The 22,974-nt window shown below is 70.7% G+C and carries 23 protein-coding genes and 1 riboswitch; of the genes, 12 read left to right on the plus strand and 11 right to left on the minus strand.

Annotation, left to right across the window (positions count from 1 at the left end):
• Window positions 1-16 precede the first annotated feature (16 nt).
• Window positions 17-718, plus strand: a complete 702-nt coding sequence (locus ACZ6ZP_RS02425; protein WP_344518372.1) for a DUF4191 domain-containing protein — start codon at window positions 17-19, stop codon at window positions 716-718.
• A gap of 132 nt (window positions 719-850) precedes the next feature.
• On the opposite strand, the gene ACZ6ZP_RS02430 is transcribed toward ACZ6ZP_RS02425, so the two are convergent.
• Window positions 851-1,318: an RDD family protein gene (locus tag ACZ6ZP_RS02430; RefSeq protein WP_351159573.1), complete on the minus strand. Its 468-nt coding sequence runs from the start codon at window positions 1,316-1,318 to the stop codon at window positions 851-853.
• A 218-nt stretch (window positions 1,319-1,536) separates the two neighbouring features.
• On the opposite strand from ACZ6ZP_RS02430, the gene glnA reads away from it, so the two are divergent.
• Complete coding sequence (gene glnA / locus ACZ6ZP_RS02435) at window positions 1,537-2,946, plus strand: type I glutamate--ammonia ligase (protein ID WP_351159575.1); 1,410 nt, start codon at window positions 1,537-1,539, stop codon at window positions 2,944-2,946.
• A 163-nt stretch (window positions 2,947-3,109) separates the two neighbouring features.
• On the plus strand, window positions 3,110-3,880 hold the full coding sequence (locus ACZ6ZP_RS02440; protein ID WP_351159578.1) for an alpha/beta hydrolase family protein: 771 nt from the start codon (window positions 3,110-3,112) through the stop codon (window positions 3,878-3,880).
• A 95-nt stretch (window positions 3,881-3,975) separates the two neighbouring features.
• Here ACZ6ZP_RS02440 and ACZ6ZP_RS02445 read toward each other — a convergent pair whose 3' ends face one another.
• Window positions 3,976-4,587: a CGNR zinc finger domain-containing protein gene (locus ACZ6ZP_RS02445; RefSeq protein WP_469405261.1), complete on the minus strand. Its 612-nt coding sequence runs from the start codon at window positions 4,585-4,587 to the stop codon at window positions 3,976-3,978.
• An 82-nt stretch (window positions 4,588-4,669) separates the two neighbouring features.
• On the opposite strand from ACZ6ZP_RS02445, the gene ACZ6ZP_RS02450 reads away from it, so the two are divergent.
• Window positions 4,670-5,452, plus strand: coding sequence for an MBL fold metallo-hydrolase (locus tag ACZ6ZP_RS02450; RefSeq protein WP_351159583.1), 783 nt, complete (start codon window positions 4,670-4,672; stop codon window positions 5,450-5,452).
• Between the two features lie 3 nt (window positions 5,453-5,455).
• Here ACZ6ZP_RS02450 and ACZ6ZP_RS02455 read toward each other — a convergent pair whose 3' ends face one another.
• The 5 genes from ACZ6ZP_RS02455 to ACZ6ZP_RS02475 all read right to left on the minus strand — a co-directional run bounded on the left by ACZ6ZP_RS02455 (window position 5,456) and on the right by ACZ6ZP_RS02475 (window position 9,971).
• A complete protein-coding gene (locus tag ACZ6ZP_RS02455; RefSeq protein WP_469405773.1) occupies window positions 5,456-6,265 on the minus strand; it encodes an ABC transporter ATP-binding protein in 810 nt (269 codons plus the stop codon).
• Window positions 6,266-6,321: 56 nt separating this feature from the next.
• Entirely contained in the window at window positions 6,322-7,353 is a 1,032-nt protein-coding gene (locus ACZ6ZP_RS02460; protein ID WP_361470572.1) for a FecCD family ABC transporter permease, read from the minus strand.
• Complete coding sequence (locus ACZ6ZP_RS02465; protein WP_383827207.1) at window positions 7,350-8,366, minus strand: ABC transporter substrate-binding protein; 1,017 nt, start codon at window positions 8,364-8,366, stop codon at window positions 7,350-7,352. Before ACZ6ZP_RS02465 ends, ACZ6ZP_RS02460 begins: the two co-directional genes overlap by 4 nt.
• A 93-nt stretch (window positions 8,367-8,459) precedes the next feature.
• Window positions 8,460-8,645, minus strand: a riboswitch (cobalamin riboswitch).
• A 7-nt stretch (window positions 8,646-8,652) separates the two neighbouring features.
• A complete protein-coding gene (locus tag ACZ6ZP_RS02470) occupies window positions 8,653-9,102 on the minus strand; it encodes a VOC family protein (RefSeq protein WP_351159591.1) in 450 nt (149 codons plus the stop codon).
• Window positions 9,103-9,107: 5 nt separating this feature from the next.
• Window positions 9,108-9,971, minus strand: a complete 864-nt coding sequence (locus ACZ6ZP_RS02475) for an AraC family transcriptional regulator (RefSeq protein ID WP_383827210.1) — start codon at window positions 9,969-9,971, stop codon at window positions 9,108-9,110.
• Window positions 9,972-10,166: 195 nt separating this feature from the next.
• Between ACZ6ZP_RS02475 and ACZ6ZP_RS02480 the strand changes: the two genes are divergently transcribed.
• Window positions 10,167-11,297, plus strand: coding sequence for an HAD family hydrolase (locus tag ACZ6ZP_RS02480; protein WP_383827213.1), 1,131 nt, complete (start codon window positions 10,167-10,169; stop codon window positions 11,295-11,297).
• On the opposite strand, the gene ACZ6ZP_RS02485 is transcribed toward ACZ6ZP_RS02480, so the two are convergent.
• The 3 genes from ACZ6ZP_RS02485 to ACZ6ZP_RS02495 form a co-directional block, all read right to left on the minus strand.
• Window positions 11,294-12,640 carry a DUF2252 domain-containing protein gene (locus ACZ6ZP_RS02485; RefSeq protein ID WP_469405263.1) on the minus strand — a complete coding sequence of 449 codons (1,347 nt, stop codon included), beginning with the start codon at window positions 12,638-12,640 and terminating at the stop codon, window positions 11,294-11,296. The genes ACZ6ZP_RS02480 and ACZ6ZP_RS02485 overlap by 4 nt on opposite strands.
• A gap of 128 nt (window positions 12,641-12,768) precedes the next feature.
• Window positions 12,769-13,689, minus strand: coding sequence for an alpha/beta hydrolase family protein (locus ACZ6ZP_RS02490; protein WP_469405264.1), 921 nt, complete (start codon window positions 13,687-13,689; stop codon window positions 12,769-12,771).
• A 70-nt stretch (window positions 13,690-13,759) separates the two neighbouring features.
• On the minus strand, window positions 13,760-14,065 hold the full coding sequence (locus tag ACZ6ZP_RS02495) for a hypothetical protein (RefSeq protein WP_351159603.1): 306 nt from the start codon (window positions 14,063-14,065) through the stop codon (window positions 13,760-13,762).
• 156 nt (window positions 14,066-14,221) lie between these two features.
• Between ACZ6ZP_RS02495 and ACZ6ZP_RS02500 the strand changes: the two genes are divergently transcribed.
• The 5 genes from ACZ6ZP_RS02500 (at window position 14,222) to ACZ6ZP_RS02520 (ending at window position 18,443) form a co-directional block, all read left to right on the plus strand.
• Window positions 14,222-14,590 (plus strand): arsenate reductase family protein, encoded by a 369-nt coding sequence (locus tag ACZ6ZP_RS02500; protein ID WP_361470583.1) that lies wholly within the window; start codon window positions 14,222-14,224, stop codon window positions 14,588-14,590.
• Window positions 14,591-14,739: 149 nt separating this feature from the next.
• Entirely contained in the window at window positions 14,740-15,210 is a 471-nt protein-coding gene (locus ACZ6ZP_RS02505) for a hypothetical protein (RefSeq protein ID WP_366462941.1), read from the plus strand.
• 157 nt (window positions 15,211-15,367) lie between these two features.
• Complete coding sequence (gene glnII / locus ACZ6ZP_RS02510; RefSeq protein ID WP_351159612.1) at window positions 15,368-16,387, plus strand: glutamine synthetase; 1,020 nt, start codon at window positions 15,368-15,370, stop codon at window positions 16,385-16,387.
• 376 nt (window positions 16,388-16,763) lie between these two features.
• Window positions 16,764-17,363: a winged helix-turn-helix domain-containing protein gene (locus tag ACZ6ZP_RS02515; protein WP_351159614.1), complete on the plus strand. Its 600-nt coding sequence runs from the start codon at window positions 16,764-16,766 to the stop codon at window positions 17,361-17,363.
• A gap of 84 nt (window positions 17,364-17,447) precedes the next feature.
• Window positions 17,448-18,443, plus strand: coding sequence for an NAD-dependent epimerase/dehydratase family protein (locus tag ACZ6ZP_RS02520; RefSeq protein WP_361470586.1), 996 nt, complete (start codon window positions 17,448-17,450; stop codon window positions 18,441-18,443).
• 102 nt (window positions 18,444-18,545) lie between these two features.
• Here ACZ6ZP_RS02520 and ACZ6ZP_RS02525 read toward each other — a convergent pair whose 3' ends face one another.
• Window positions 18,546-20,768: an MMPL family transporter gene (locus ACZ6ZP_RS02525; RefSeq protein WP_469405268.1), complete on the minus strand. Its 2,223-nt coding sequence runs from the start codon at window positions 20,766-20,768 to the stop codon at window positions 18,546-18,548.
• A 231-nt stretch (window positions 20,769-20,999) separates the two neighbouring features.
• Here ACZ6ZP_RS02525 and ACZ6ZP_RS02530 point away from each other — a divergent pair, with 231 nt between their 5' ends.
• Window positions 21,000-22,271, plus strand: coding sequence for a sensor histidine kinase (locus ACZ6ZP_RS02530; RefSeq protein WP_351159620.1), 1,272 nt, complete (start codon window positions 21,000-21,002; stop codon window positions 22,269-22,271).
• On the plus strand, window positions 22,256-22,906 hold the full coding sequence (locus tag ACZ6ZP_RS02535; RefSeq protein ID WP_351159622.1) for a response regulator transcription factor: 651 nt from the start codon (window positions 22,256-22,258) through the stop codon (window positions 22,904-22,906). The genes ACZ6ZP_RS02530 and ACZ6ZP_RS02535 overlap by 16 nt, the downstream gene beginning before the upstream one ends.
• The last annotated feature ends 68 nt before the right edge of the window (window positions 22,907-22,974 follow it).

Raw genomic sequence — 22,974 nt, forward strand, 5'->3', positions numbered from 1 at the left:
ACGTAGACTTCACGACATGGCGAGGAAGGAAACCGCGGCGGACGCCGCGAACCCCGGGCGACTCAAGCAGATTGCCCTGACCTACAAGATGACCCGCAAGGCCGATCCGCTGATCGGTCTTGTCATCGCGGCTGTGGGGATCGTCACCTTCGGTGTCTTCCTCGCGATCGGCTTCTTGATCGGTCACCCGATCTATCTCGGCATTCTCGGCTTTGTGCTCGCCTTCCTCGCGATGGCGATCGTCTTCGGGCGCAGGGCTGAGCGTGCGGCCTTCGGGCAGATGGAGGGCCAGCCCGGTGCGGCGGCCGCGGTGCTCGACAAGATCGGCCGCGGCTGGACGACGACTCCGGCGGTGGCGATGAACCGCAGCCAGGACGTCGTGCACCGCACGGTCGGCAAGGCGGGCATCGTGCTCGTCGCCGAGGGCAACCCGAACCGGGTGAAGAGCCTGCTGGCCGCCGAGAAGAAGCGGATGGCGCGCGTGGTCTCGGACGTCCCGGTGCACGACGTCATCGTCGGCACCGGCGAGAACGAGGTGCCGCTGAAGAAGCTGCGTACGACGCTTCTGAAGCTGCCCCGCGTCCTCCAGGGCCCGCAGGTCACGGCGACGAACGACCGGCTGCGCGCCATGGGGGACCTCATGAGCAACATGCCGTTGCCGAAGGGGCCCATGCCGAAGGGCATGCGGATGCCTCGCGGTGGCCCGAAGATGCGGTAACTCACCGCCTCTGCCTGCCGCTCCCCTCCACCTGTCTCTACGTCCTGTCTCTACGTCGACGAAGGCCCCGGAACCGATGATCGGTTCCGGGGCCTTCGTCGTCGTACGGAGCTTCGGCGGTGGCCGTCGAGGTCAGATCCGCACCTGGATGGCGCGCGCGAGGCGGTCGTGCAGGCCGCGGCCGTCGCGGTCCCAGATCAGGGCCGGGATGGCGACGCAGAGCAGCAGGCTGCGGACGAGGACCCGGACGATGCCGAGCCGGCCGCCGCCCTCGGCGATGACACGCAGCCGGAAGAGGGCCTTGCCGGGGGTGCAGCCGACCGTGCCGACCGTCAGGACGGTCATGACGAAGAAGATTCCCAGCGCCCAGTTGCCCATCGCCTGCTGGTCACCGCGAGCGAACAGGCCGTATGCGATGAGCATGCACAGGGCCCAGTCCACGATGACGGCACCCATGCGCCGCCCGGGCCGCGCGATCGAGCCCGGCCCCTCCTCCGGCAGGCCGAGCTGCTCGCCGCGGTACCCGAAGTCGACGCCCGCGTCCTCCGCGGCCGCACGAGGGCCCGAGAGCCACGATCCGATTACTTGCCTGTTGTCCACCCGTCCACGGTACTGCGCCCGTTTTCGTACGAGGACGGGCGGGGTAGGGCGAATGACACCTGACCCGAACCCGCCTCGGTTAACTTCGGCGAAACAAATGGGTCATGCTTGAGAAATCCCCCGTCCCTATGGTCGGGTCCCAGCGTGTGCCACCGCACTGGCCGCACAACGAGCTGCAACCCCGTCCCCGCCTGGGGGCCGGGAGTAGGAGGAGTTGGATGTTCCAGAACGCCGACGACGCAAAGAAGTTCATCGCGGACGAGGACGTGAAGTTCGTAGATGTCCGGTTCTGCGACCTGCCCGGAGTGATGCAGCACTTCACGATCCCGGCAGCGGCGTTCGACCCGAACGAGGAGCTCGCCTTCGACGGTTCGTCGATCCGCGGCTTCCAGGCCATCCACGAGTCCGACATGGCGCTGCGCGCGGACCTGTCGACCGCCCGGGTCGACCCCTTCCGCCGCGACAAGACCGTCAACATCAACTTCTTCATCCACGACCCGATCACGGGCGAGCAGTACAGCCGTGACCCGCGCAACATCGCCAAGAAGGCCGAGGCCTACCTCGCGTCCACCGGCATCGCGGACACCGCGTACTTCGGTCCCGAGGCCGAGTTCTACGTCTTCGACAACGTCCGCTTCCAGACGTCGGCGAACGAGAGCTTCTACCACATCGACTCCGAGGCAGGCGCCTGGAACACCGGTGCGGTCGAGAACAACCGTGGCTACAAGGTCCGCTACAAGGGCGGTTACTTCCCGGCCCCGCCGGTCGACCACTTCGCCGACCTCCGCGCCGAGATCTCCCTCGAACTCGACAAGAACGGCCTCCAGGTCGAGCGCCAGCACCACGAGGTCGGCACGGCCGGCCAGGCGGAGATCAACTACAAGTTCAACACGCTGCTGGCCGCGGCCGACGACCTGATGCTCTTCAAGTACATCGTGAAGAACGTCGCCTGGCGCAACCAGAAGACCGCGACCTTCATGCCGAAGCCGATCTTCGGCGACAACGGCTCGGGCATGCACGTCCACCAGTCGCTGTGGGCCAACGGCGACCCGCTGTTCTACGACGAGCAGGGCTACGCGGGCCTCTCGGACACCGCCCGCTACTACATCGGCGGCATCCTCAAGCACGCGCCCTCGCTGCTCGCCTTCACGAACCCGACGGTGAACTCGTACCACCGCCTGGTTCCGGGCTTCGAGGCCCCGGTCAACATGGTCTACTCGCAGCGCAACCGCTCGGCGGCCATGCGTATCCCGATCACGGGCTCGAACCCGAAGGCCAAGCGCGTCGAGTTCCGCGCGCCGGACCCGTCCTCGAACCCGTACCTGGCGTTCTCGGCGCTCCTGATGGCCGGCCTGGACGGCGTGAAGAACAAGATCGAGCCGCCGGAGCCGATCGACAAGGACCTCTACGAGCTGGCCCCCGAGGAGCACGCGGGCGTCGCCCAGGTCCCGACCTCCCTCCCGGCCGTCCTCGACGCCCTCGAGGCGGACCACGAGTACCTTCTGGCCGGCGGTGTCTTCACCCCCGACCTGATCGAGACGTGGATCGACTACAAGCGGACGAACGAGATCGCCCCGATCCAGCTGCGCCCGCACCCGCACGAGTTCGAGCTGTACTTCGACATCTAAACCGCGAGGTCGGGTGAGCCCGACGCCGCGTCAGCATGGGCAGTGGGCCGTCTCCCGGAGCGAGGAGGCGGCCCACTGTGCTGTCGGGCTCGCGCTGACAGCGGCTAGTGTCGCTCTCGTCTTTCCGCCCCACGACCAGTCCCTGCCAAGGTGAGCACCACACATGATCGAAGAAGTGCGATTCCCGAGCGTCGTCGGCCCCGACCTGGCCGGGGTGATCGACCTGCCGGAGGGCGAGATCCGGGGTTGGGGGCTCTTCGCGCATGGGTTCACCCTGGGCAAGGGATCGCCGGCCGCCTCGCGCGTCAGCAAGCAGCTGGCGCGCGAGGGGATCGGCATGCTGCGCTTCGACAATCTCGGGATCGGAGACTCCGAGGGTGACTGGGGGGACGGTTCCTTCACCGTCAAGGTGCAGGACACCGTCCGTGCCGCGGCCTTCATGGCGGAGCGCGGGACTCCGGTGGATTTGCTGGTGGGCCACTCGTGGGGAGGCGCCGCCGCGATCGCCGCCGCGCACGAGATCGTCGGCCTCCGCGCGCTGGCCACCATTGCGGCGCCCGTCGATCCCAGTCACGTCGAGCGGCAGTACGACTCGGTCCTGGACCGCGTCCTCAGCGACGGGGCGCACGAGTGGTTCGTCGGCGGGAGGACCCTGGTTCTCAAGCGTGCCTTCGTCGAGGACGTGCGCCGGGCTCACCTGCGCGACCGGATCGGCGAGGTGGACCTTCCGCTCCTCGTGGCACATTCGCCCACGGACTCCACCGTCGACATCTCCAATGCCGCGGAGATCTTCCAGGAGGCACGGCACCCGCGCAGCTTCATCTCGCTCGAAGGCGCGGACCATCTGCTGACCGCGCGAGGGCAGGCGCAGCGGGCCGCTCACATCATCAGCGCCTGGGCCGACCAGTACCTCGACGAGCCACGGGCCCACTAAGCGGCATCTCGGTCGATGCAACAGCAGCGAGGGCCGCTGTCTCCTATCGGATATCGGAGGCGGCGGTCCTCGCTGCTTTGCTGTGTGGGCCGCGGTCAGTCCTGCTGGGGACGGGTGCGGCGGGCGTAGGCGCGGGCCGCTCGGGCTCGGTCGCCGCAGCGCGTCGAGCACCAGTGGCGGCGGCCGTGGCGGAGCAGGTAGCGGTTGCAGGGCGGGGAGCCGCAGGCCGTGAGGCGGTCGGCGTCCGGGCCCGTGAGCAGGTCGGCCGCGTCGGCGGCGAGGGTGGCCAGGGCGTGCTCGACGATCTGGGTGGTGGGGTGGGAGGCCGCGCGGTAGAGGGCGCCTCGGGCTCGGTCCCAGTGCAGCAGGGACGCCGCGGGGGCTCTCGTCAGGGCCTCGTTGACCGCTGTGAGCGCGCTTGCCGGGGGTGCGCATCCCTCGACGCGGGCGGCGAGCAGGGAGCGGATCTGTTCCCGCAGGGCTCGCAGCTGGGCCGTGCACATCTCCTGAAGGCCCGCGTCCGCCGGGGCCAGGCCGCGTTCGGTGAGCCACCGGTTCGCGGCCGCCGGGGTGCCGAGGAGGTCGGTGATCTGGCCGCCGGGCAGGGTCAGGGCGCTGTTGGCGAGATCGAGTGCGGGGTACTGCTCAGCGCCCGGCGCGGGCGGTGGTGCGGGCTCGGCCGTCACGGTCTCCTTCACGTATCTCATGGTACGCCTTGCCTTCATCCGTGAGAGACGGATACGGTTCTCACGGATGAATGCTTCCCTATCCGTGAGGTGTGTTTCTTTCATGGCTGCTTCCGGCACGACCCACGACGAGATCTCCGTACGCGTCTTCGGCGGCCCGACCGCCCTCTTCGAGTACGGCGGCCTGAAGTTCCTCACCGACCCCACCTTCGACGCGCCCGGCGACTATCCGGCCCCCGGCGGCGGGCTGACCAAGACCGCCGCCGCTTCGGGCTCCCCCGCCGATCTCGGCCCCGTCGACGTGGTCCTGCTCTCGCACGACGAGCATCCCGACAACCTCGACACCTCGGGCCGCGCCCTGCTCGCCGACGTACCGCTCACCCTCACCACCCCCAGTGGCGGGCAGCGCCTGGGCGGGAGTGCCAAGGGCCTCGCCGACTGGGAGTCCGTCGAGCTCGACCGGCCCGGCGGCGACGGGCGGGTCACGGTGACGGGCGTGCCCGCCGTCCACGGTCCCGGGAAGCGCGAGGACGTCGAACCGGTCACCGGCGAGGTCGTCGGCTTCGTCCTGACCGGCGACGGTCTCCCCACGGTCTACGTCAGCGGCGACAACGCCTCGCTCGCCGCGGTCCGGGAGACGGCCGCGCGGTTCGGGCCCGTGGACACCGCCGTCCTCTTCGCCGGGGCGCCCCGCTTCCCCTACCTCTTCGACGGCGAGCCGCTCGTCCTGGACAGCGCGCAGGCCGCCGAGGCCACGAAGATCCTCGGGGCGCGCCGGGTCGTCCCCGTCCACTTCAACAGCTGGGCCCACTTCACCGAGGGGCGGGACGAACTGGTCTCCGCCTTCGCCGCCGCCGGGATCGCCGACCGGCTGCACCTGGCCTGATACTCAGCCCGCCCGCAGGAAGCGGATCGACGGGCGCGGCTTCCCGTCGCCCTCGTCCGCGAGCGTCGTCACCACCGCCCGCACCCCGTACACCTTCGCGATCAGCTCCTCCGTGATCACCTCGGCCGGTGTGCCCGCCGCGTAGGCCACACCTTCGCGCAGGACCAGGACCTGGTCGCAGAACATGGCGGCCAGGTTCAGGTCGTGCAGGGCGATCACGCTGGTCAGGGGGAGGTCCGCCACCAGGGCGAGGAGGTCGAGCTGGTGCTGGATGTCCAGGTGGTTGGTCGGTTCGTCCAGGAGGAGTTCCCGGGGGGTCTGGGCCAACGCCCTTGCTATCTGGACCCGTTGGCGCTCACCGCCGGAGAGCGTGTGCCAGGACTGGGTGGCGCGGTCGGCGAGGCCCGTGCGGGCCAGGGCCTCGCGGACCGCCTCCTCGTCCTGGGGCGTCGCCCCCGACCACGGCCTGCGGTGCGGGATGCGGCCCAGCCGTACGACCTCCCGCACCGACAGCTCGACCTGCGTCGTGGCGTCCTGGTCCACCACCGCCACCCGGCGGGCCACCGTGCGGCGGCCCACGTCCCGCAGCGGCCGGCCGTCCAGGGTGACCACTCCCGACGCCGGGGCCAGGACCCCCGCCAGGATGCGCAGGAGGGTGGACTTGCCCGAGCCGTTCGGGCCGAGGAGGCCGACCGTGGCTCCGGGGGGCGGGGCCAGGGTCACCCCGTCGATGATGAGGTGGCCCGCGGCGGTCCTGCTCACCCGGTCGGCACGCAGGCCCGGTTCCGCGTTCGAAGCAATGCTGTCCTTCATCCCGTACGTCACGTCGGCCGTCACGCCGTCCTTCATCCCGTACGTCACGCCGTCCCTCATGTCGTCTTCCGCGTCCGGTAGAGGACCAGGACGAACGCCGGTACGCCGATCAGGGACGTCACCACCCCCACCGGCACCTCCTGCGGGTCCAGGACCGTGCGGGCCAGCGTGTCCACCCACACCAGGAACACCGCGCCCGCGAGCGCGGTGACCGGGAGCAGCCGCGCGTGCCCGGAGCCGACCAGGGCGCGGGCCGCGTGCGGCAGGACCAGGCCCACGAAGCCGATGGCGCCCGCGCTGCTGACCAGGGCCGCCGTCAGCAGGGCCGTGATGGAGAGCAGGATCAGCCGGGTACGGGCCACATGGACCCCCAGCGTCGCCGCCGCGTCCTGGCCGAACACGAATGCGTCCAGGGTGCGGGCGTGCGCCAGGCAGACGGTGAGCGCGAGGACGAGGACCGCCCCGCACATCCAGACGTCCGTCCAGCCCACCCCGCTCAACGAGCCGAGCAGCCAGAACAGGACGCTCCGCGTCGTCTCCGCGTCGCCCGACGTCAGGATCACGAACGAGGTGAGCGCGGAGAAGAGCTGCATCGCCGCCACCCCTGACAGCACCACTCGGTCGGTGCTTCCGCCCAGGGTGTGGCTGAGCAGCAGGACGAGGGCGAACGAGACCACGGCGCCCACGAAGGCGCCCGCCGAGATCGACACCACTCCCCCGCCGACCCCCAGGACGACGATCGCGACCGCGCCCGTGGAGGCCCCCGAGGAGACGCCGAGCACGAAGGGGTCGGCGAGCGGGTTGCGCAGGAGGGACTGGAGGACCGTCCCGCAGACCGCGAGGCCCGCGCCGCAGACCGCCGCGAGCAGCGTGCGCGGCATGCGCAGGTTCCAGACGATGCCGTCCCGGATGGGCGTCAGCGTCGCCTCGCCCCAGCCGAGGTGGGCCGCCACCGCCGACCACACGTCCGGTACGGAGATGTCGGCGGGGCCGATGGTGACGGCCACCGCCACGGAGAGGGCCAGGGCGGCGAGGCCCGCCGTCCAGAGCAGGGTCTGCCGTATGCCGCCCGGGAGGGCTCGCGTCACTTGGCGAGCCCGAACTCGCGCAAGGCGTCGGCTACTTGCTCCACGCCGTCCACCGTGCGGATCGTCGGGTTCATGGCCTGGCCGCTCAGCAGCACGTACCGCTTCTTCTTCACGGCGGTCAGGTTCTTGGTGACCGGGTTGGACTCCAGGAACGCGATCTTCTTCTTCGCGCTCTCCGCGGTCTGCGACCTGCGGGTGAGGTCGCCGATGACCAGGACGTCCGGGTCGCGGTCGGCCACCGTCTCCCAGTTGATCTGGGGCCACTCGTCGCGGGTGTCGTCGAAGACGTTCTTCGCGCCGAGCTCGCGGGTGATGATGCCCGGCGCTCCGCAGCAGCCCGCGATGTAGGGGGCGTCGGAATTGGCGAACCAGTAGAGGAGCGAGGCGTCGGAGGCGTCCATCGCCTTGGTCGCCTTCGCCACCCGGTCCTTGAGCCGCGCGATCAGGCGTTCGCCGCGCTTCTCGACGCCGAACGCCTTGGACAGGTCGCGCACCTCGCCGTAGACCGTGTCCATGGTCAGCGTCTTGTCGCGGCGGCCGTCGCCGTCGCCGCTGTTGTCCTTGCCCGCGCAGTCGGAGGGCGAGACATAGGCGGGTACGCCGAGCTCGGCGAACTTGGCGCGGTCGGCGACGCCGCCCTTGCTGACCGTCGCCTCGAAGGACGCGGTGACGAAGTCCGGTTCCTGGGCGAGGACCTTCTCGAAGGAGGGGTAGCTGTCGGCGAGCCGCTCGACCTTGGCGTTGTCCTTCTCCAGGCCCTCCAGGACCGGGTCCGTCCAGGTCCCGGTGCCGGCCATGCGGTCCGCGAGGCCGAGGGAGAGCAGGATCTCGGTGGAGCCCTGGTCGAGGGAGACCGCCCGCTGCGGCGGCGCCTTGATCTCCGCCTTCTTTCCGCAGGAGGTCAGGGTCAGTGGGTAGCCGGCGGCCTTCTCGTCCGAGGTGGAGGCCGACGAGCCGGAGCCGCCGCAGGAGGTCAGCGTGGCCGAAAGGGCGACGCCGAGGAGAAGGGGCATACGTACACGACGGGCTGTGGAGGACACACGATCCCTTGAGTCTCACGGCTCATACGCGGAGCCTGGCCTGCTTCGTCACCTCCGCCGCCCGGTGCGCGGGCGAAGGTGCCAGCAGGTCTTCGGACTCGGGGATCGGCCGTGCGGGGCGCCTTCCCAGGCGTCCGTGGACGCCCAGTGGCCGTGGCCCCGCCCGTTCCCCCTCACCGCTGCGCGTCAGTTCCGGATTCGCACCGGATTCCCTGGCCCTGGTGTGGGTTGACTGGCGCTCGCAAGCTATCACGCAGGGTCAGGACGGCTGACCGGGCCTCGGTGCGCCGCGGTAGGTGCCGAAGGACCATTTGTTGCCCTCGGGGTCGGCGATCGCGAACTCCCTGCTGCCGTACGGCTGGTCCTCGATCTCGCGGACGATCTCGACCCCGGCGGTGCTGAGCCGCTGGTAGAGGTCGTCCACGTGGTCGGTGACGACATACGCGCCGAAGGTGCCCGGTTTCAGGCACCAGCCCTGGGACTTCTCGTCGTACGAGCCGAGCATGATCGCGCCGCCCTCGGGCCAGTCGAGCTCGGCGTGGGCCACGCGGTCGCCGTCCTCGTAGACGGCGGTGCGCAGGAAGCCGACGGTGCCGACCAGGAAGTCGATCAGGGCGGGGGCATCGTGGGCCTGGAGCGTCGGCCAGACGTCGGGCGCGCGCCCGGCGGAGGTGGACTGGGGCTGCTGTTGCTTCTCGGTGGTGTTCATGGCTCCTACTCTTCGCCTCCGCCATGGCTCCCGGCTTGGATATTCCGGCACTCTTCGGCCAGCCAGCCGCTGGGGCTGACGCCGGTGTACTGCCGGAAGTCCCGCACCAGGTGGGAGTGGTCGTAGTAGCCGCAGTCGGCGGCGACACGGGCCAGGTCGGGGGCGGCGCCCGCGGCGACGAGGCGTACGACGGCGTTGCGTGCGCGCTGGAAGCGCATCAGGCGGCCCGCCTGCTTGGGGCTCAGGCCCGTCTCGGCGCGGAAGAGCGTGGTCAGGCGGCGTTCGCTGAGCGCGACGTGCCGGGAGAGGCCGTGCAGGGTGCCGACGCCCCGGTGCCGGGCCAGCCAGGCCCAGGCCTCGGCGACCTCGGGGCGTACGGTTCCGCCGGATTCCTCGGCCGCGCGCTGCCTCAAGTAGGCCGACAGGAAGGCGAATCGCTCCTCCCAGCCGCCCTGCTCGCACAGCATCTCCCGTACGTCGGCGGCGCTGCGGCCCATCACCTCAGCGCCGGGCGTCACCAGCTCGTCCGCGAGCTCCGACGCCGGTACGCCGAACAGGGCGCGGGCGGCGAGCGGGTGCACGGCGAGCTGGATGCCCGCCTCGTGCTCGGGCCGCACGACGTAGGCCGGGGACTGGTGCAGGCCGCCCAGGACGATGTCCGTGCGGTCGGCGTCGGGGCCGCCCGCCTGCTCGGGGCTCGCGCCGCTGACGACGGGGCCGTCCAGCGAGAAGATCAGCGTCAGGTACGGGGACGGCAGGCCGCGGTGCAGGCCCGGCCGCTCCCCCTCGGTGCGGTAACCGACGGCGGACACCACCATGCCGTCGAGCCGCGGAGCGGCCCGCACGAACTCCGGGGAGACGGTCTCCATGCCTTCCAGTATGCGATGGGCGGGCCCGAGAGGCAGGCCCCGAGGCCCGGCGAACGTCCGATGCGGCTACCCGCGCAGATGCGTCCCATGCCCCCTGCGTCCGGTGATGTCGATCATGGGAATCCGCGGTCCGACCTCATACGATGACCCGCCGCTCCGGACGGGGCGCAGACCGCTCTCAGGGGGCACAGAAACATGGCAGTAAAGGCAAAGAGCAAGCTGGCCGTACTCGGCACGGCGGGCGCGCTCACCGCGGCCGTCCTGGCGGGGACGGCGCTCTGGCCCAGCACGGACGCGACGGCCGCGGACGCCTCCGCGCGGAGCACGAGGACCGCGGCCGAGCTGAAGCACTGGCCCGAGCCGGTCGCGAAGAAGCTGGGCAAGGTCATCGCGGAGAACGGCCACAAGGGCGCGTACGCCGTCTTCGACGCGGACAACACGACGTACCGCAACGACCTGGAGGAGTCCCTCCTGCCCTTCCTGGAGATGAAGGGGGTGCTGACCCGCAAGTCGATGGACCCGTCGCTGAAGATCATCCCCTTCAAGGACACGGCGAAGCACAAGGAGAGCCTCTACAGCTACTACAACCGGCTGTGCGAGGTCGACGACCAGGTCTGCTACCCGTGGGCCGCGCAGATCTTCTCCGGCTTCACACTCAAGCAGCTCAAGGGGTACGTCGACGAGCTCCTCGCCCACGACAAGCCGATCCCCGCCGAGTACTACGAGGACGGGAAGCTGACCAGGACCGAGGTCGAGGCGCCGGAGTTCTTCACCGGCATGCAGGAGCTCTACAAGTCTCTGCGCAAGCACGGCATCGAGGTCTACGTGGTGAGCGCGGCCAGCGAGGACCTGGTGCGCATGGTCCTTGCCGACCCCAAGTACGGCTACGCCGTGAAGCCCGAGAACGTCATCGGCGTCGGGCTGCAGCTCAAGGACCGCAAGACGGGCGAGGTCACCAGCTCCCGCAAGGAGATCGCGGAGGGCCGCTTCGACGAGAAGAAGCTGGCGGGGCGTGAGCTGACGCCGAACCTGTGGGCGCCGCTGACCTGGTTCCAGGGCAAGCCCGCGGCCATCAACACGTACATCGACGAGTGGAAGAAGCCCGTCCTGGTGGCCGGCGACACCCCGGCGAGCGACGGTCCGATGCTGTTCCACTCGGCAGACGTGGAGCACGGCGGGGCGCGGGTCTGGGTCAACCGCAAGGACTCGTACATGAAGCAGCTGGACGGCATGAAGCGGAAGAACGCCGACCGGCAGCGGGAGCTGGGCCAGAAGGTGACCGCGGACAAGCGGTGGCTGACGGTGGTCCCGGACGAGATCCGCTAGTCGTCGTCCCGGCCTCCGGCGTCCACGACGCCGGAGGCGATCGCCTCGGTCAGTGCCGCGTGGTCCTGGGCGTTCTGCGCGGCGTAGCGCAGCGCGAAGTCCGCTATCGCACGGTCGAACGTGTCGGAGCCGCCCAGGTAGGCGGCGATGGCTATGCGGTCGCCGGAGCGTGCGTGGGCGCGGGCCAGGGCGGTGCCGCAGAGCCGGGCGTAGGAGCGCAGCTCCGCGGCGGACATGGCCTCGACGTCCGCCGAGCCCTTCATGTCGCGCAGCTGGCGCCAGTAGAAGGCGCGGCCCTGGGGGCCCGTCATCCAGCCGAGGAAGATGTCGCTCGCCGCCTGGAGGAGGCGCTGGCCCGCGACGACGCGGTGGCCGGGGTGGACGTACGGTCCCGGCGGCAGGTGCTCCTCAAGGACCGAGCGGACCGCCTCCTTGATCTGGAGGAAGAGCGGGTCGTCGGCGTCGCGTCCGGCGAGGAGCACGATGAAGCAGCGGGTGCCGACGCTGCCCACGCCCACCACTTTCCGCGCCGCGTCCACGAAGTGGTAGCGGTCCAGGAGGAGTCGGCGCTCCTCGGAGAGCGTGGAGCGGTAGTCGCCGAAGATCTTGCGTACGGCCGCGAGGTCCGGGGCGCCCGCCGGTTCCAGGAGCGGCGGGTCGTGGATGATGCGGCGCACCCCGTCCACCTCTTCCGTCAGCTTGCCCAGCGCGTGCAGGCTCGTGCGGCGGCGGGCCCGGTCCAGGGTGCCCGCCGCGCGCTTGCGGTGGCGGGTGGAGCGGACGAGGGACAACAGGTCGTGCGCGTCGATGCGTTCGTACCAGACCTCCAGCTCGCCGAGGCCCGCGAGACGGCGCATCGACGTGCGGTACGCGGCCACCGCGGCGAGGCACGCGTCACGTCCCCCGTTCTCCGGGTGGCCGTTGTCGCGGGAGGCGACGGCGATGCTCGCTGCCAGACGTTTGACGTCCCACTCGAAGGGCCCCGGGCAGGTCTCGTCGAAGTCGTTGAGGTCGAAGAGCAGGGTGCGTTCCGGCGAGGCGAACAGGCCGAAGTTCAACAGGTGGGCGTCGCCGCAGAGTTGGACCGTGAGCCCGGTGTTCCACTGGACGGCGAGGTCCCCCGCCATGACGGCGGCGGCCCCCCGCAGGAAGGCGAAGGGCGAGGCCGCCATACGGGCGTACCGGATGGGCAGCAACTCCTGGACGCGGTCCGCGCCCTGCTGTTCGAGGACGGCCACCGGGTCGGCGCGGTCGGCGGAGGGTATCCAGGCCCCGTGCGAGGAGCGGGAGGCGCGCTTGCGGGCCGCCTTGCCCTGCTGGGCACGATCGTCCGGAGTGGTCATCGCCCCTCTCCCCTCTCCGTCGGCGGCTCCCGGCATCAGCCTCCCCTCAGGAGCAGCCAATGCCGCCACCGGCGCGTACGCATGCCGGGTACGCCGAACGGGTGAACGGGCCCCGGCGCTTGTGGACCTCAGCTTCCGCCCGCGACCGCCCATGCCGCCACCTTCTCGGCCAGCGCACCGCCCGCCCGGGTCCACGCGAAGTGGTCCAGAGGGCCGCCCGCCTCCTGGGTGGAGTACCGCAGGCGTGTGACGCGGGCAGCGGGCGCCTTGCCGACGAGGTGGTCGAGGGCGGGTGCGGGGGCCCAGGTGTCGCCCTCCACAAAGACCGCGAGGACGGGCAGGCCGAGGGTGCGCAGGGCCGCCTCGTAGTCGTGCGGGGAGCCGGGGGACGAGTAGCGGCCCGTACGTCCCTGGCGTGCCCAGTCGCGCATGACGCCCTTGGGCTGGTTGCCGCCGAAGCCGAGCTTGGTGCCGGGCCACCGGCCGAGCATCGTGGACGTCGCCGCGGCGAGCAGCTGGCCGATGAGCAGCGCGGGTCCGCGCAGGGGGCCGTACGCGCGGAACCAGACGGAGCCGGACGCGACGAGGGCGACTCCGTCGACTCCGGGGCCGATTCCCAACGAGGCGTGGACGAGAGCCAGTTGGCCGCCCATGCTGTGGCCGAGGAGGTACAGCGGGGGCTCCGGGCCCAGTTCGGCGCGTATCGCGTCGACGATCGCGACGAGGTCCTGCTCGACGATCGTGCGGTAGCCGTGGTCGGCGGCGTCCGCGTCCGTGACGCGCAGGGTGCTCTCGCCCTGCCCGCGCATGTCCACGGTCAGGGCGGTGAGCCCCTGCGCGTGCAACTGCCGTGCGAACGCGCGGTAGTAGCGGGCCGGGGTGCCCATGGCGGGCAGGATCAGGACGGCCGGCGCGGGGCCGGGCGAGGTCTCGCCCGGCCGCAGGCCGCGGACGGGAAACCGTGCCCCGTCCGGGAGTTGGGCGGTGACGAGCAGCGGCAGCCCGGCTGCCGGCTCCTGCTGGGCGGGGGCGGTTTCCGGCTGGGTCATGCGGACAGCATGAAGCACGCGTACGGGCGGCGACCCCTCGGGCCCCACCCGTACGCGTCCGTGCGACGGTTCAGCGGCTGTACCGCATGAGGGCGCGCACCATGTGGCAGGTGATGTCCGACGGCGGGTGGATTCCCACGTCCTCCGCCATGCTCCGGATCCTGGTGTTGCTGGCTTGGTTCGGCAGGTAGACGCCCGAGTCCAGCAGGGCTATCGCCAGGCGCATGGCCTTCAGGCGCCGGTTGTGCGTGATGTACCACTCGCGCGGCCGTCCGGCCGGGAGAGGCCGCTTCTCCAGTGGTGCGTACGTCGGGTCGATGAACACGGGCCGGGAAGCGTTGCGCTTCGACTTCGATGTGAGTGCGGCAGCGGGCACAGGCATCCTCCTGTCGCGGTCAGGAACCCCCGTCGGGAACCCTCGAACACTGCTTCAATTCTACTGCCGGGCACTGACAATCGCCGCTGGCCAGACGGGCTTTGAGGGGGTGTGACGGGTGGGTCGCGAGGGGGGGTCGCGGGTAGCGTGTGCGGCATGGAGATCTGGATCAATCCCGCCTGTTCGAAGTGCCGCGGCGCGCTCACGCTGCTCGACGCGGAGGGCGCCGACTACACCGTCCGCCGCTACCTCGACGACGTGCCGTCCGAGGACGAGATCCGCGCCGTCCTGGAGCGGCTCGGCCTGGAGCCGTGGGACATCACGCGCACCCAGGAGGACGCCGCCAAGGAGCTGAACCTGAAGGACCGCGAGGCCTGGCCGCGCGACGCGTCGGGCCGCGACCGCTGGATCACGGCGCTCGCCGAGCACCCCAAGCTCATCCAGCGGCCCATCATCACCGCCGACGACGGCACGGCGGTGGTGGGACGCACGGAGGAGGCCGTACGGGACGCGCTGTCCCGGTAGCCGCCGAAGGAAGCCGGCGACCGCGCGCCGCAGATGACTGCCGACCGATGAGCCATCTCCGGCAAACCGTTACATATACCTCCATAGCGTTGGGCACTCCACACCCCCGCCGACCGGACGCCGGATCCGGGCAACGGAAAGGAGCGCCCGTGCGGAGCCTGATGTTCAAAGGCGTATACGGCACCATCCTCGCGAGCGCGCTGATCGCGGCGCTGCACTCGGAGCAGCAGACCTACACGCCCTACTACGACGCGGCCTGGATCATGGTCACCGCGGGCACCGCCGCCCTGGCGCACGGATACGCGCACCACATGTCCACGCACCGGCCCGGCTCGGGCCTGCACCGGTGGCGGCAGCTCGCCCGGGAGCTGATGGACGAGTGGCCGGTGGTCGTGGCCTGCTGGCCCACCGTGGGGCTGCTCGTGCTGGCCGGGACCTTCGGCTGGCCCGAGGCGCCGGTCACCTACTCCGCACTGCTCCTGAACGCGGCCCTGCTCCTGGCCTGGGGCACCTTCGCCGCGCTGCGGACGGGCTACCGGCGGCGCTCGGCCGTGCTGCTCGGCATGGCCGACGCGACGATCGGGCTGCTCATAGCGGCGGCCAACGCCGTCATCAAATGACGCGGGACGTGAAGTGGGCCACATCCACCGCAGGTAACACGGGGTTCACATTCGAGCAATGGCCGGGAAATCGCCCGTTGGCAAGCTGCGCGGCATCACCACGGCACCGCAGCACCCGCACGTTCTGCGCCGTACCGAGCATTTAAAGGATGGCCCCGTGACCTTCAAGGCTGAGTACATCTGGATCGACGGCACCGAGCCGACCGCCAAGCTCCGTTCGAAGACGAAGATCATGGCGGACGGCGCGGAGCTCCCCAACTGGGGCTTCGACGGATCCAGCACCAACCAGGCCAAGGGTCACGCATCCGACCGCGTGCTCAAGCCGGTCTTCACCTGCCCCGACCCGATCCGCGGCGGCGACGACGTCCTCGTCATGTGCGAGGTCCTCAACACGGACATGACGCCGCACGAGACCAACACCCGTGCCGCGCTCGCCGAGCTCGAGGAGCGGTTCGCCTCGCAGGAGCCGATCTTCGGCATCGAGCAGGAGTACACCTTCTTCGAGGGCGACCGCCCGCTCGGCTTCCCCGTCGGCGGCTTCCCGGCAGCGCAGGGCGGCTACTACTGCGGCGTCGGCGCGGACGAGATCTTCGGCCGTGACGTCGTCGAGGCGCACCTGGAGAACTGCCTCAAGGCGGGCCTGGGGATCTCCGGCATCAACGCCGAGGTCATGCCAGGACAGTGGGAGTTCCAGGTCGGCCCGCTCGCGCCGCTCGAGGTCTCCGACCAGCTGTGGATCGCCCGTTGGCTGCTCTACCGCACCGCCGAGGACTTCAAGGTGTCGGCCACGCTCGACCCGAAGCCGGTGAAGGGCGACTGGAACGGCGCGGGCGCGCACACGAACTTCTCCACGAAGGCGATGCGCGAGGGCTACGCCCCGATCATCACCGCCTGCGAGTCCCTCGGCGAGGGCTCGAAGCCGCTCGACCACGTCAAGAACTACGGCGCCGGCATCGACGACCGCCTGACCGGCCTGCACGAGACCGCCCCGTGGGACGAGTACAAGTACGGCGTCTCCGACCGCGGCGCGTCCGTCCGCATCCCGTGGCAGGTCGAGGTGGAGCAGAAGGGCTACATCGAGGACCGCCGCCCGAACGCGAACGTCGACCCGTACGTCGTGACGCGGCTGCTCGTCGACACCTGCTGCACCGCCCTGGAGAAGGCCGGCCAGGTCTGACCCGCCCCTGTGTACGTTCCTGAAGGGGGCGCCCGCCGATTCGGTGGGTGCCCCCTTCGGCATGGCGGTCCTCAGGGGCCAATTCACGCCAAGGGTTCACCAAGGAGCCGTATCAGCGTGCGAGAGGGAACGACCGCCGCCCCTCCCATCTGCTTCAATGGGGTCATGGGCAGCTACGGGAACATCGCGACGGGTCGTGACCACGACCTCGAGCCGTTCTGGCCTTCCCGTCAGCACCACGACTTCGACCGGGTGTGTTGCCGCGCGAGTAACGCGCAGGCCCGCTAAAGCCGTTCACCCGGCCTTCGCCTGACGCGCACGACGTACGTACGTCCTCGACGACTGACGACTCCCTCGCGCGAAAGAGCTGACCTCCATGGCGAACTCCCGTTCCTTCTCGGCGTCCACCGCTTCCACCGCCACCGCCACGCCCCTGACCAGCCCCGCCCGGGGACGGCTGCGGGCCGTCGCCCCGGACGAGGTGGTGCAGATCACCGACTTCCTGCCGCCGGGCGCGACCTGGCTGCCCGCGCCCCAGCACACGCTGCCCACGCTGCCGGGCCAGCCGCCGATGATCGGCTACCTGGTCCTCGTACCGGCCGGGCAGGACCCTGTGGCCGCAACCGCAGAGCCCGAACCGCTGAAGCCGGCCGGGCAGGCGCGCGGCCAGGAGCAGACGTCCGCGGGGCCCGTGCGGATCGACACCGTGCAGCGCGCGGCGCAGGTCGACGGCCGCGGGCTCGACCTCACCTACCTGGAGTTCGAGCTGCTCGCGCATCTCGTCGCCCATCCCCACCGGGTGCACACGCGCGACCAGTTGGTGACCACGGTGTGGGGGTACGGACACGTGGGCGACGGGCGCACCGTCGACGTCCACATCGCGCGGCTGCGGCGCAAGCTGGGCGCCGAGCACCGCCAGACGATCCAGACGGTGCGGCGCGTCGGCTACAAGTACGCGCCGCCGACCAGCCGCTGACCTCCTGGTTCCCGGGTGGGGCCGGAGTCTGCCGGTAGCAGAAACCGGTTCCCCCCGCGGGGCGCGGCGTGCAGAGTCTCCGGCATGAGACTTCTGATGCTGGGTGGTACGGAATTCGTGGGACGGGCCGTCGTCGATGCCGCGCTGGCGCGTGGCTGGGAAGTGACGGTCTTCCATCGCGGGCGCCACGAGGCACCCGCAGGTGTTGCGTCGCTGCTCGGTGACCGTACGGCGGAGGGCGGCCTGGACGCGCTCGCCGCCTCCGACGCCGAGTGGGACGTGGTGGTCGACACGTGGTCGGGGGCGCCGCGCGTCGTGCGGGAGGCGGCGCGGCTGCTCGCGGGGCGGGCGGGGCGGTACGTGTATGTGTCGAGCGGCTCGGTGTACCGGTATCCGGTGGCGGCGGGGTCGGTCGAGAGCTTCCCCCTCGTCGAGGGCGATGCCGACGCGGATTCGGTGGCGTACGCCGAGGACAAGCGGGGCGGGGAGCTCGCGGCGGTCGCGGAGTTCGGTGCCGAGCGCACGGTGCTCGCCCGCGCGGGGCTGATCCTCGGTCCGTACGAGAACATCGGGCGGCTGCCGTGGTGGCTGAACCGGGTCGCGCGGGGCGGTCCCGTACTGGCCCCGGGGCCACGGGAGTTGGGCCTTCAGTACATCGACGCGCGGGACCTCGCCGAGTGGGTGCTCGACGCGGCCTTCGCGGGTCTGCACGGCCCCTACAACATCATCTCCCCCATCGCGCACACCACGATGGAGGAGTTCTTGGAGGCGTGCGTGGCCGTGGCGGGCGCGGCCGACGTGGAGCTGCGCTGGACCGACCCCTCGGTGGTCGCCGAGCACGGCATCGAGCCGTGGATGGAGCTTCCCGTGTGGCTTCCGCCGGGCGAGATGCACGACTCCATGCACCGCACCTCGACGGAGAAGGCGGTGGCCGCGGGGCTCCGGGCGCGCCCGGTGGCGGACACGGTCGCGGACACGTGGGCCTGGCTCCAGTCGATCGGCGGGGTGGCCCCGCAGCGCCCCGACCGCCCGGTGGTGGGCCTGGCTCCCGAGAAGGAAGCGAAGGCGCTGGGCCTGTAACGGGGGAACGGGGCCGTGGCCCGGCTGGGGTTGCCAGCCGGGCCACGGCCCCGCAAGGGGCGCGGGGAACTGCGCGGCCGGCCCCACCGGCCCGCGGCTACATCACCGCACGTCCCAACCGGGCTGCGACACCGCGGCCGCCGGAACCGGCCGGGGGTCGGACAGCTCAGCTGCCACAGGCTCCCCGTGCGAGACCCGCGGCAGCCACGAAAGCCCGCGCGGCGTACGCCAGTTCCGCTCGCCCAGGAGCGTCATCAGGGACGGCAGCAGCACCATCCGTACGACCGTGGCGTCCAGCAGGACCGCCACGCCCAGGCCCACGCCCATCTGCTGCATGTCCTGCATGGACAGCGTGCCGAAGACCGCGAAGACCGCCACCATGATCACGGCCGCGCCCGTCACCGCGCCCGCGGTCCGCGTGATGCCCTCGCGGATCGCCGCACGGGTGTCCAGGCCCCGGTCGCGCGCCTCGCTGATCCGCGAGACCACGAACACGTGGTAGTCCATCGACAGGCCGAAGAGGACCACGAGGACGAACAGCGGCATCCAGTTCTCGATCGCCCCCACCTGCTCCGAGCCGATCAGCTCCGCGCCCCAGCCGTGCTGGAAGACCGCGGTCATCACGCCGTAGGCCGCGCCCACCGACAGGAGGTTGAGGCCGATGGACGTCACCGCGATCACCACCGAGCGGAAGCTGAAGAGCATCAGCAGGAACGTCACCGCCGCGATGAAGGCGAACACCGGCACGATGCCCTTGCTCAGCTGGGCGCTGAAGTCCTCGGACTCGGCGAGGTCTCCGCCGACGTACGCAGCGGCGTCCAGCCCCTCGAAGGCCGCGGGGACCACGTCGTCCCGGAGCTCGCCGAGCGCCTTCTTCGACTTCGCGTCGCTGCCGTCGCCGGGCAGCGGTACGTCGATCTCGGCCACGCCCGCGTCCTTGTGGACGGTGAGTTCGGCGCCCTTGCCCGCGTCCCGCACCACCGCGGCCAGCGCGTCCCGCATCTCCTTCGAGCCGATGTCGCCCGCGTCGTCCGCCTCGACAACCACCCGGGCCGGCGCGGGGCCGCCCGGGAACTCCTGGGTGATCTCGCGGAAGGAGACCGACAGCGGCGCGTCCGAGCCGAACTGCTTCTCCAGGCCCAGCTGTTCGGTCTTCATGCCGAGCGCGGGCGCGGCGAGCGCCAGGAGCAGGACCGCGGCGCCCACGGCGAAGAACTTCGGCTTGGCCAGAACGGGGCCGAGCAGCTTGTCCGCGATGCCGCCACTGGCGTGCGCGCCCTTCTTGTTCTTGTTGTTCTTGCGGTTCAGGAACGGGATGCGCCCCGCGTTGATCCGGTCGCCCAGGGCGGAGAGCAGCGCGGGAAGCACCGTCACCGAGCCCAGCATCGCCACGCAGACCACCAGGATCGTGGCGACCGCGAAGCCCTTGAAGAGCAGCAGCCCGGACAGGAACATGCCCGCCATCGCGACCATCACCGTCAGGCCGGAGACCAGCACGGCCCGCCCGCTGGTGGCCGCCGCGATCCGCAGCGCGGTCTCCGCGTCGCGTCCCGCGGCCCGCTCGTCGCGCTCGCGCCGCAGGTAGAACAGGCAGTAGTCGACGCCGACCGCGAGCCCCATCAGGAACATCACCGAGTAGGTCGTCTCGAAGAGGTGCAGCTGGTGACTGGCGAGCGAGAGCAGGCCGAAGGCCGCCACGCACGCGGTCAGCGCGAGCCCGACCGGGAGCAGCGCCGCGACCACGGCCCCGAAGGCGACCAGGAGAATGCCGAGGGCCAGCGGCACCGCGGTGAACTCGGCCCTGGTGAGGTCGTCGGCGAGCAGGTCGCCGAGGTGCTTCTCGGAGCTCGCGTCGCCGAACTGGTAGACGGAGATACCCTTCTCGGCACCCGCGTCCTTCGCCTTCTGCACCGCGTCGAGCACCGGCTGGACCCGGTCGGGCGCGTCGTCGGACGAGCCCTTCATCTCGAAGCGGAGCAGCGCGTCCCTGCCGTCCTCGGAGGGCAGCGGCGCCTGCATCGCGCGGGTCTCGCCGGTCGCCGTCAGCGCCTTGGAGAGGTCGCTCGCCGCGCCCCGCCAGCCGCTCGGCGACTCGGAGCTGACCATGACGAGCTCGCCCGCGGGCTCTTCGACGCCCGCGTCCTTCAGGATCGCCGCGGCCCGGCCCGAGTCGCCGACCCCCATCTCGTCGTCGGACGCGGTGACCATGCCCGAGGCCCCGCCGATGGTCGTGGCGAGCACGACGAAGAGCAGCCAGCCGAGGATGGCCGTCTTGCGGTGGTGTGCGCTCCACACCCCGAGTCGTGCCGCGAGGTTTGGCCTCATGGCGTTTTCGCCCCCATAAGTAAGCAACGGATAAGCCGGTTGATGACGGGGACAACGCTAGAAATCCCGGGCCCTGCCACCCAGCCGCCGAAGCCCCCACTGTCTGAAGCACAGGGCCAGGCAGGGGGGTGTCGTCAGGTACACCCCCGCTCGGGTGCCGGGCCCAATGACCGGCGCCCGCACCAGCGGCGAGAATGTGTTCATGCCGCTGGAAGAGATGGGGATCAGAAAATGACGAGGGTCCGAGAATCCGTGGTCGCGGGAGCCCGGGGGCTCTTCCTGTCGGTCATCATGCTCGCCGGTTCGATCACCCTCTTCGTGCTGTCGGTCCTGTCCATCGCCTTCATCACGCTGGGGATCGGCGTCTTCACGACTCCGCTGGTCCTGACCGGCGTACGCAAGTGGGCGGACCTGCGCCGCGCCCAGGCCGGCGCGTGGTCGGACGTACACATCCCGCGTCCCTACCGCCCCTTCCCCGCGGACCTGCGCAGTGGCGTCACCGGGCAGGTGGAGCGCACCTCGCTGATGCTGAAGGACCCGGCGACCTGGCGGGATCTGCAATGGCTCCTCGTCGACATGACCGCCGGCTACGTGACGGTGATCTTCGCGCCGGCGCTGCTGCTCTACCCGCTGTACGGCTACGTCCTCGCCCTCGGCGTCTGGAAGCCGATCTACGAGGCGGGCGGCGGCGAATGGTACGGCTTCATCCACGTCACCTCGCAGAGCGACGCCAACATGGCCGCCCTGCTCGGCACCGCGCTCGGCGTCATCGGCGTCTTCGCCAGCCCCGCCATCCTCCGCGCCCACTTCCTCCTGACCCGGTCGCTGCTCGCGCCCACCGTCTCCATGCGGGAGCGCGAACTGGCCCGGCGCGTCGACCGGTTGACCGAGACCCGGCACGACGCCGTGGACTCCTCCGCCGCCGAACTGCGCCGCATCGAGCGGGACCTGCACGACGGCGCGCAGGCCCGCCTGGTCGCGATGGGCATGGACCTCGGCACCATCGAGGCGATGATCGAGAAGAACCCGGCCAAGGCCAAGGAAATGATCGCCAAGGCCCGGCAGAACTCCGGCGAGGCGCTGACCGAGCTGCGCGACCTGGTGCGCGGCATCCACCCGCCGGTGCTCGCCGAGCGCGGCCTGGGCGACGCGGTCAAGGCCCTCGCGCTGCGGCTTCCGGTGCGGACGGACGTGGACGTGGAGCTGTTCGGGCGGGCCGACGAGCCCGTGGAGGCGGCCGCGTACTTCGCGGTCAGCGAGGCCCTGACGAACACCATCAAGCACGCGGGCGCGGACCACGTCTGGGTGGACATCCACCACGCGCAGGGCATGCTGCGCATCGCGGTCACCGACAACGGCAAGGGCGGCGCGTCGATCGGGGCGGGGTCCGGGCTGAGCGGGATCGAACGCCGACTCGGTACATTCGACGGCGTACTGGCCGTCAGCAGTCCCGCGGGCGGCCCGACCATGGTGACCATGGAGATCCCTTGCGAGTTGTCCTAGCCGAAGATCTCTTCCTGCTGCGTGACGGTCTGGTCCGGATGCTGGAGGCATTCGACTTCGAGATCGCCGCCGCTGTCGAGACCGGGCCCGAACTCACCAAGGCACTGGCCGAGTTGGAGCCGGACGTCGCGGTCGTCGACGTCCGGCTTCCGCCGTCCCACACGGACGAGGGACTGCAGTGCGCGCTCGCCGCGCGGCGGGCGCGGCCGGGTCTTCCCGTACTCGTGCTCTCCCAGCACGTGGAGCAGTTGTACGCGCGCGAGCTGCTCGCCGACGGGAACGGCGGGGTCGGCTATCTCCTCAAGGACCGGGTCTTCGACGCCGAACAGTTCATCGACGCCGTACGCCGGGTCGCGGCGGGCGGCACCGCGATGGACCCGCAGGTGATCCAGCAGCTCCTGTCGCGGCGCTCGGCGGACCAGCCCCTTGGCAAGCTCACGCCGCGCGAGCGCGAGGTGCTCGAACTCATGGCGCAGGGACGGTCGAACGCGGCGATCGCGGCGGAGCTCGTGGTGACGGAGCGGGCGATCGCCAAGCACACGTCCAACATCTTCGGGAAACTGGACCTTTCGGTCTCGGACGACGACAACCGGCGGGTTCTCGCCGTGCTCGCCTATCTGGATCAAGGACGTTGAGAAGATCGCGCGGAGTTCACCGCGGGGATTGTCGAGGAATTCCGCGCGTGATTGAACAGGGCTGACCC

It is taken from the genome of Streptomyces sp. NPDC054047 (assembly GCF_055585065.1).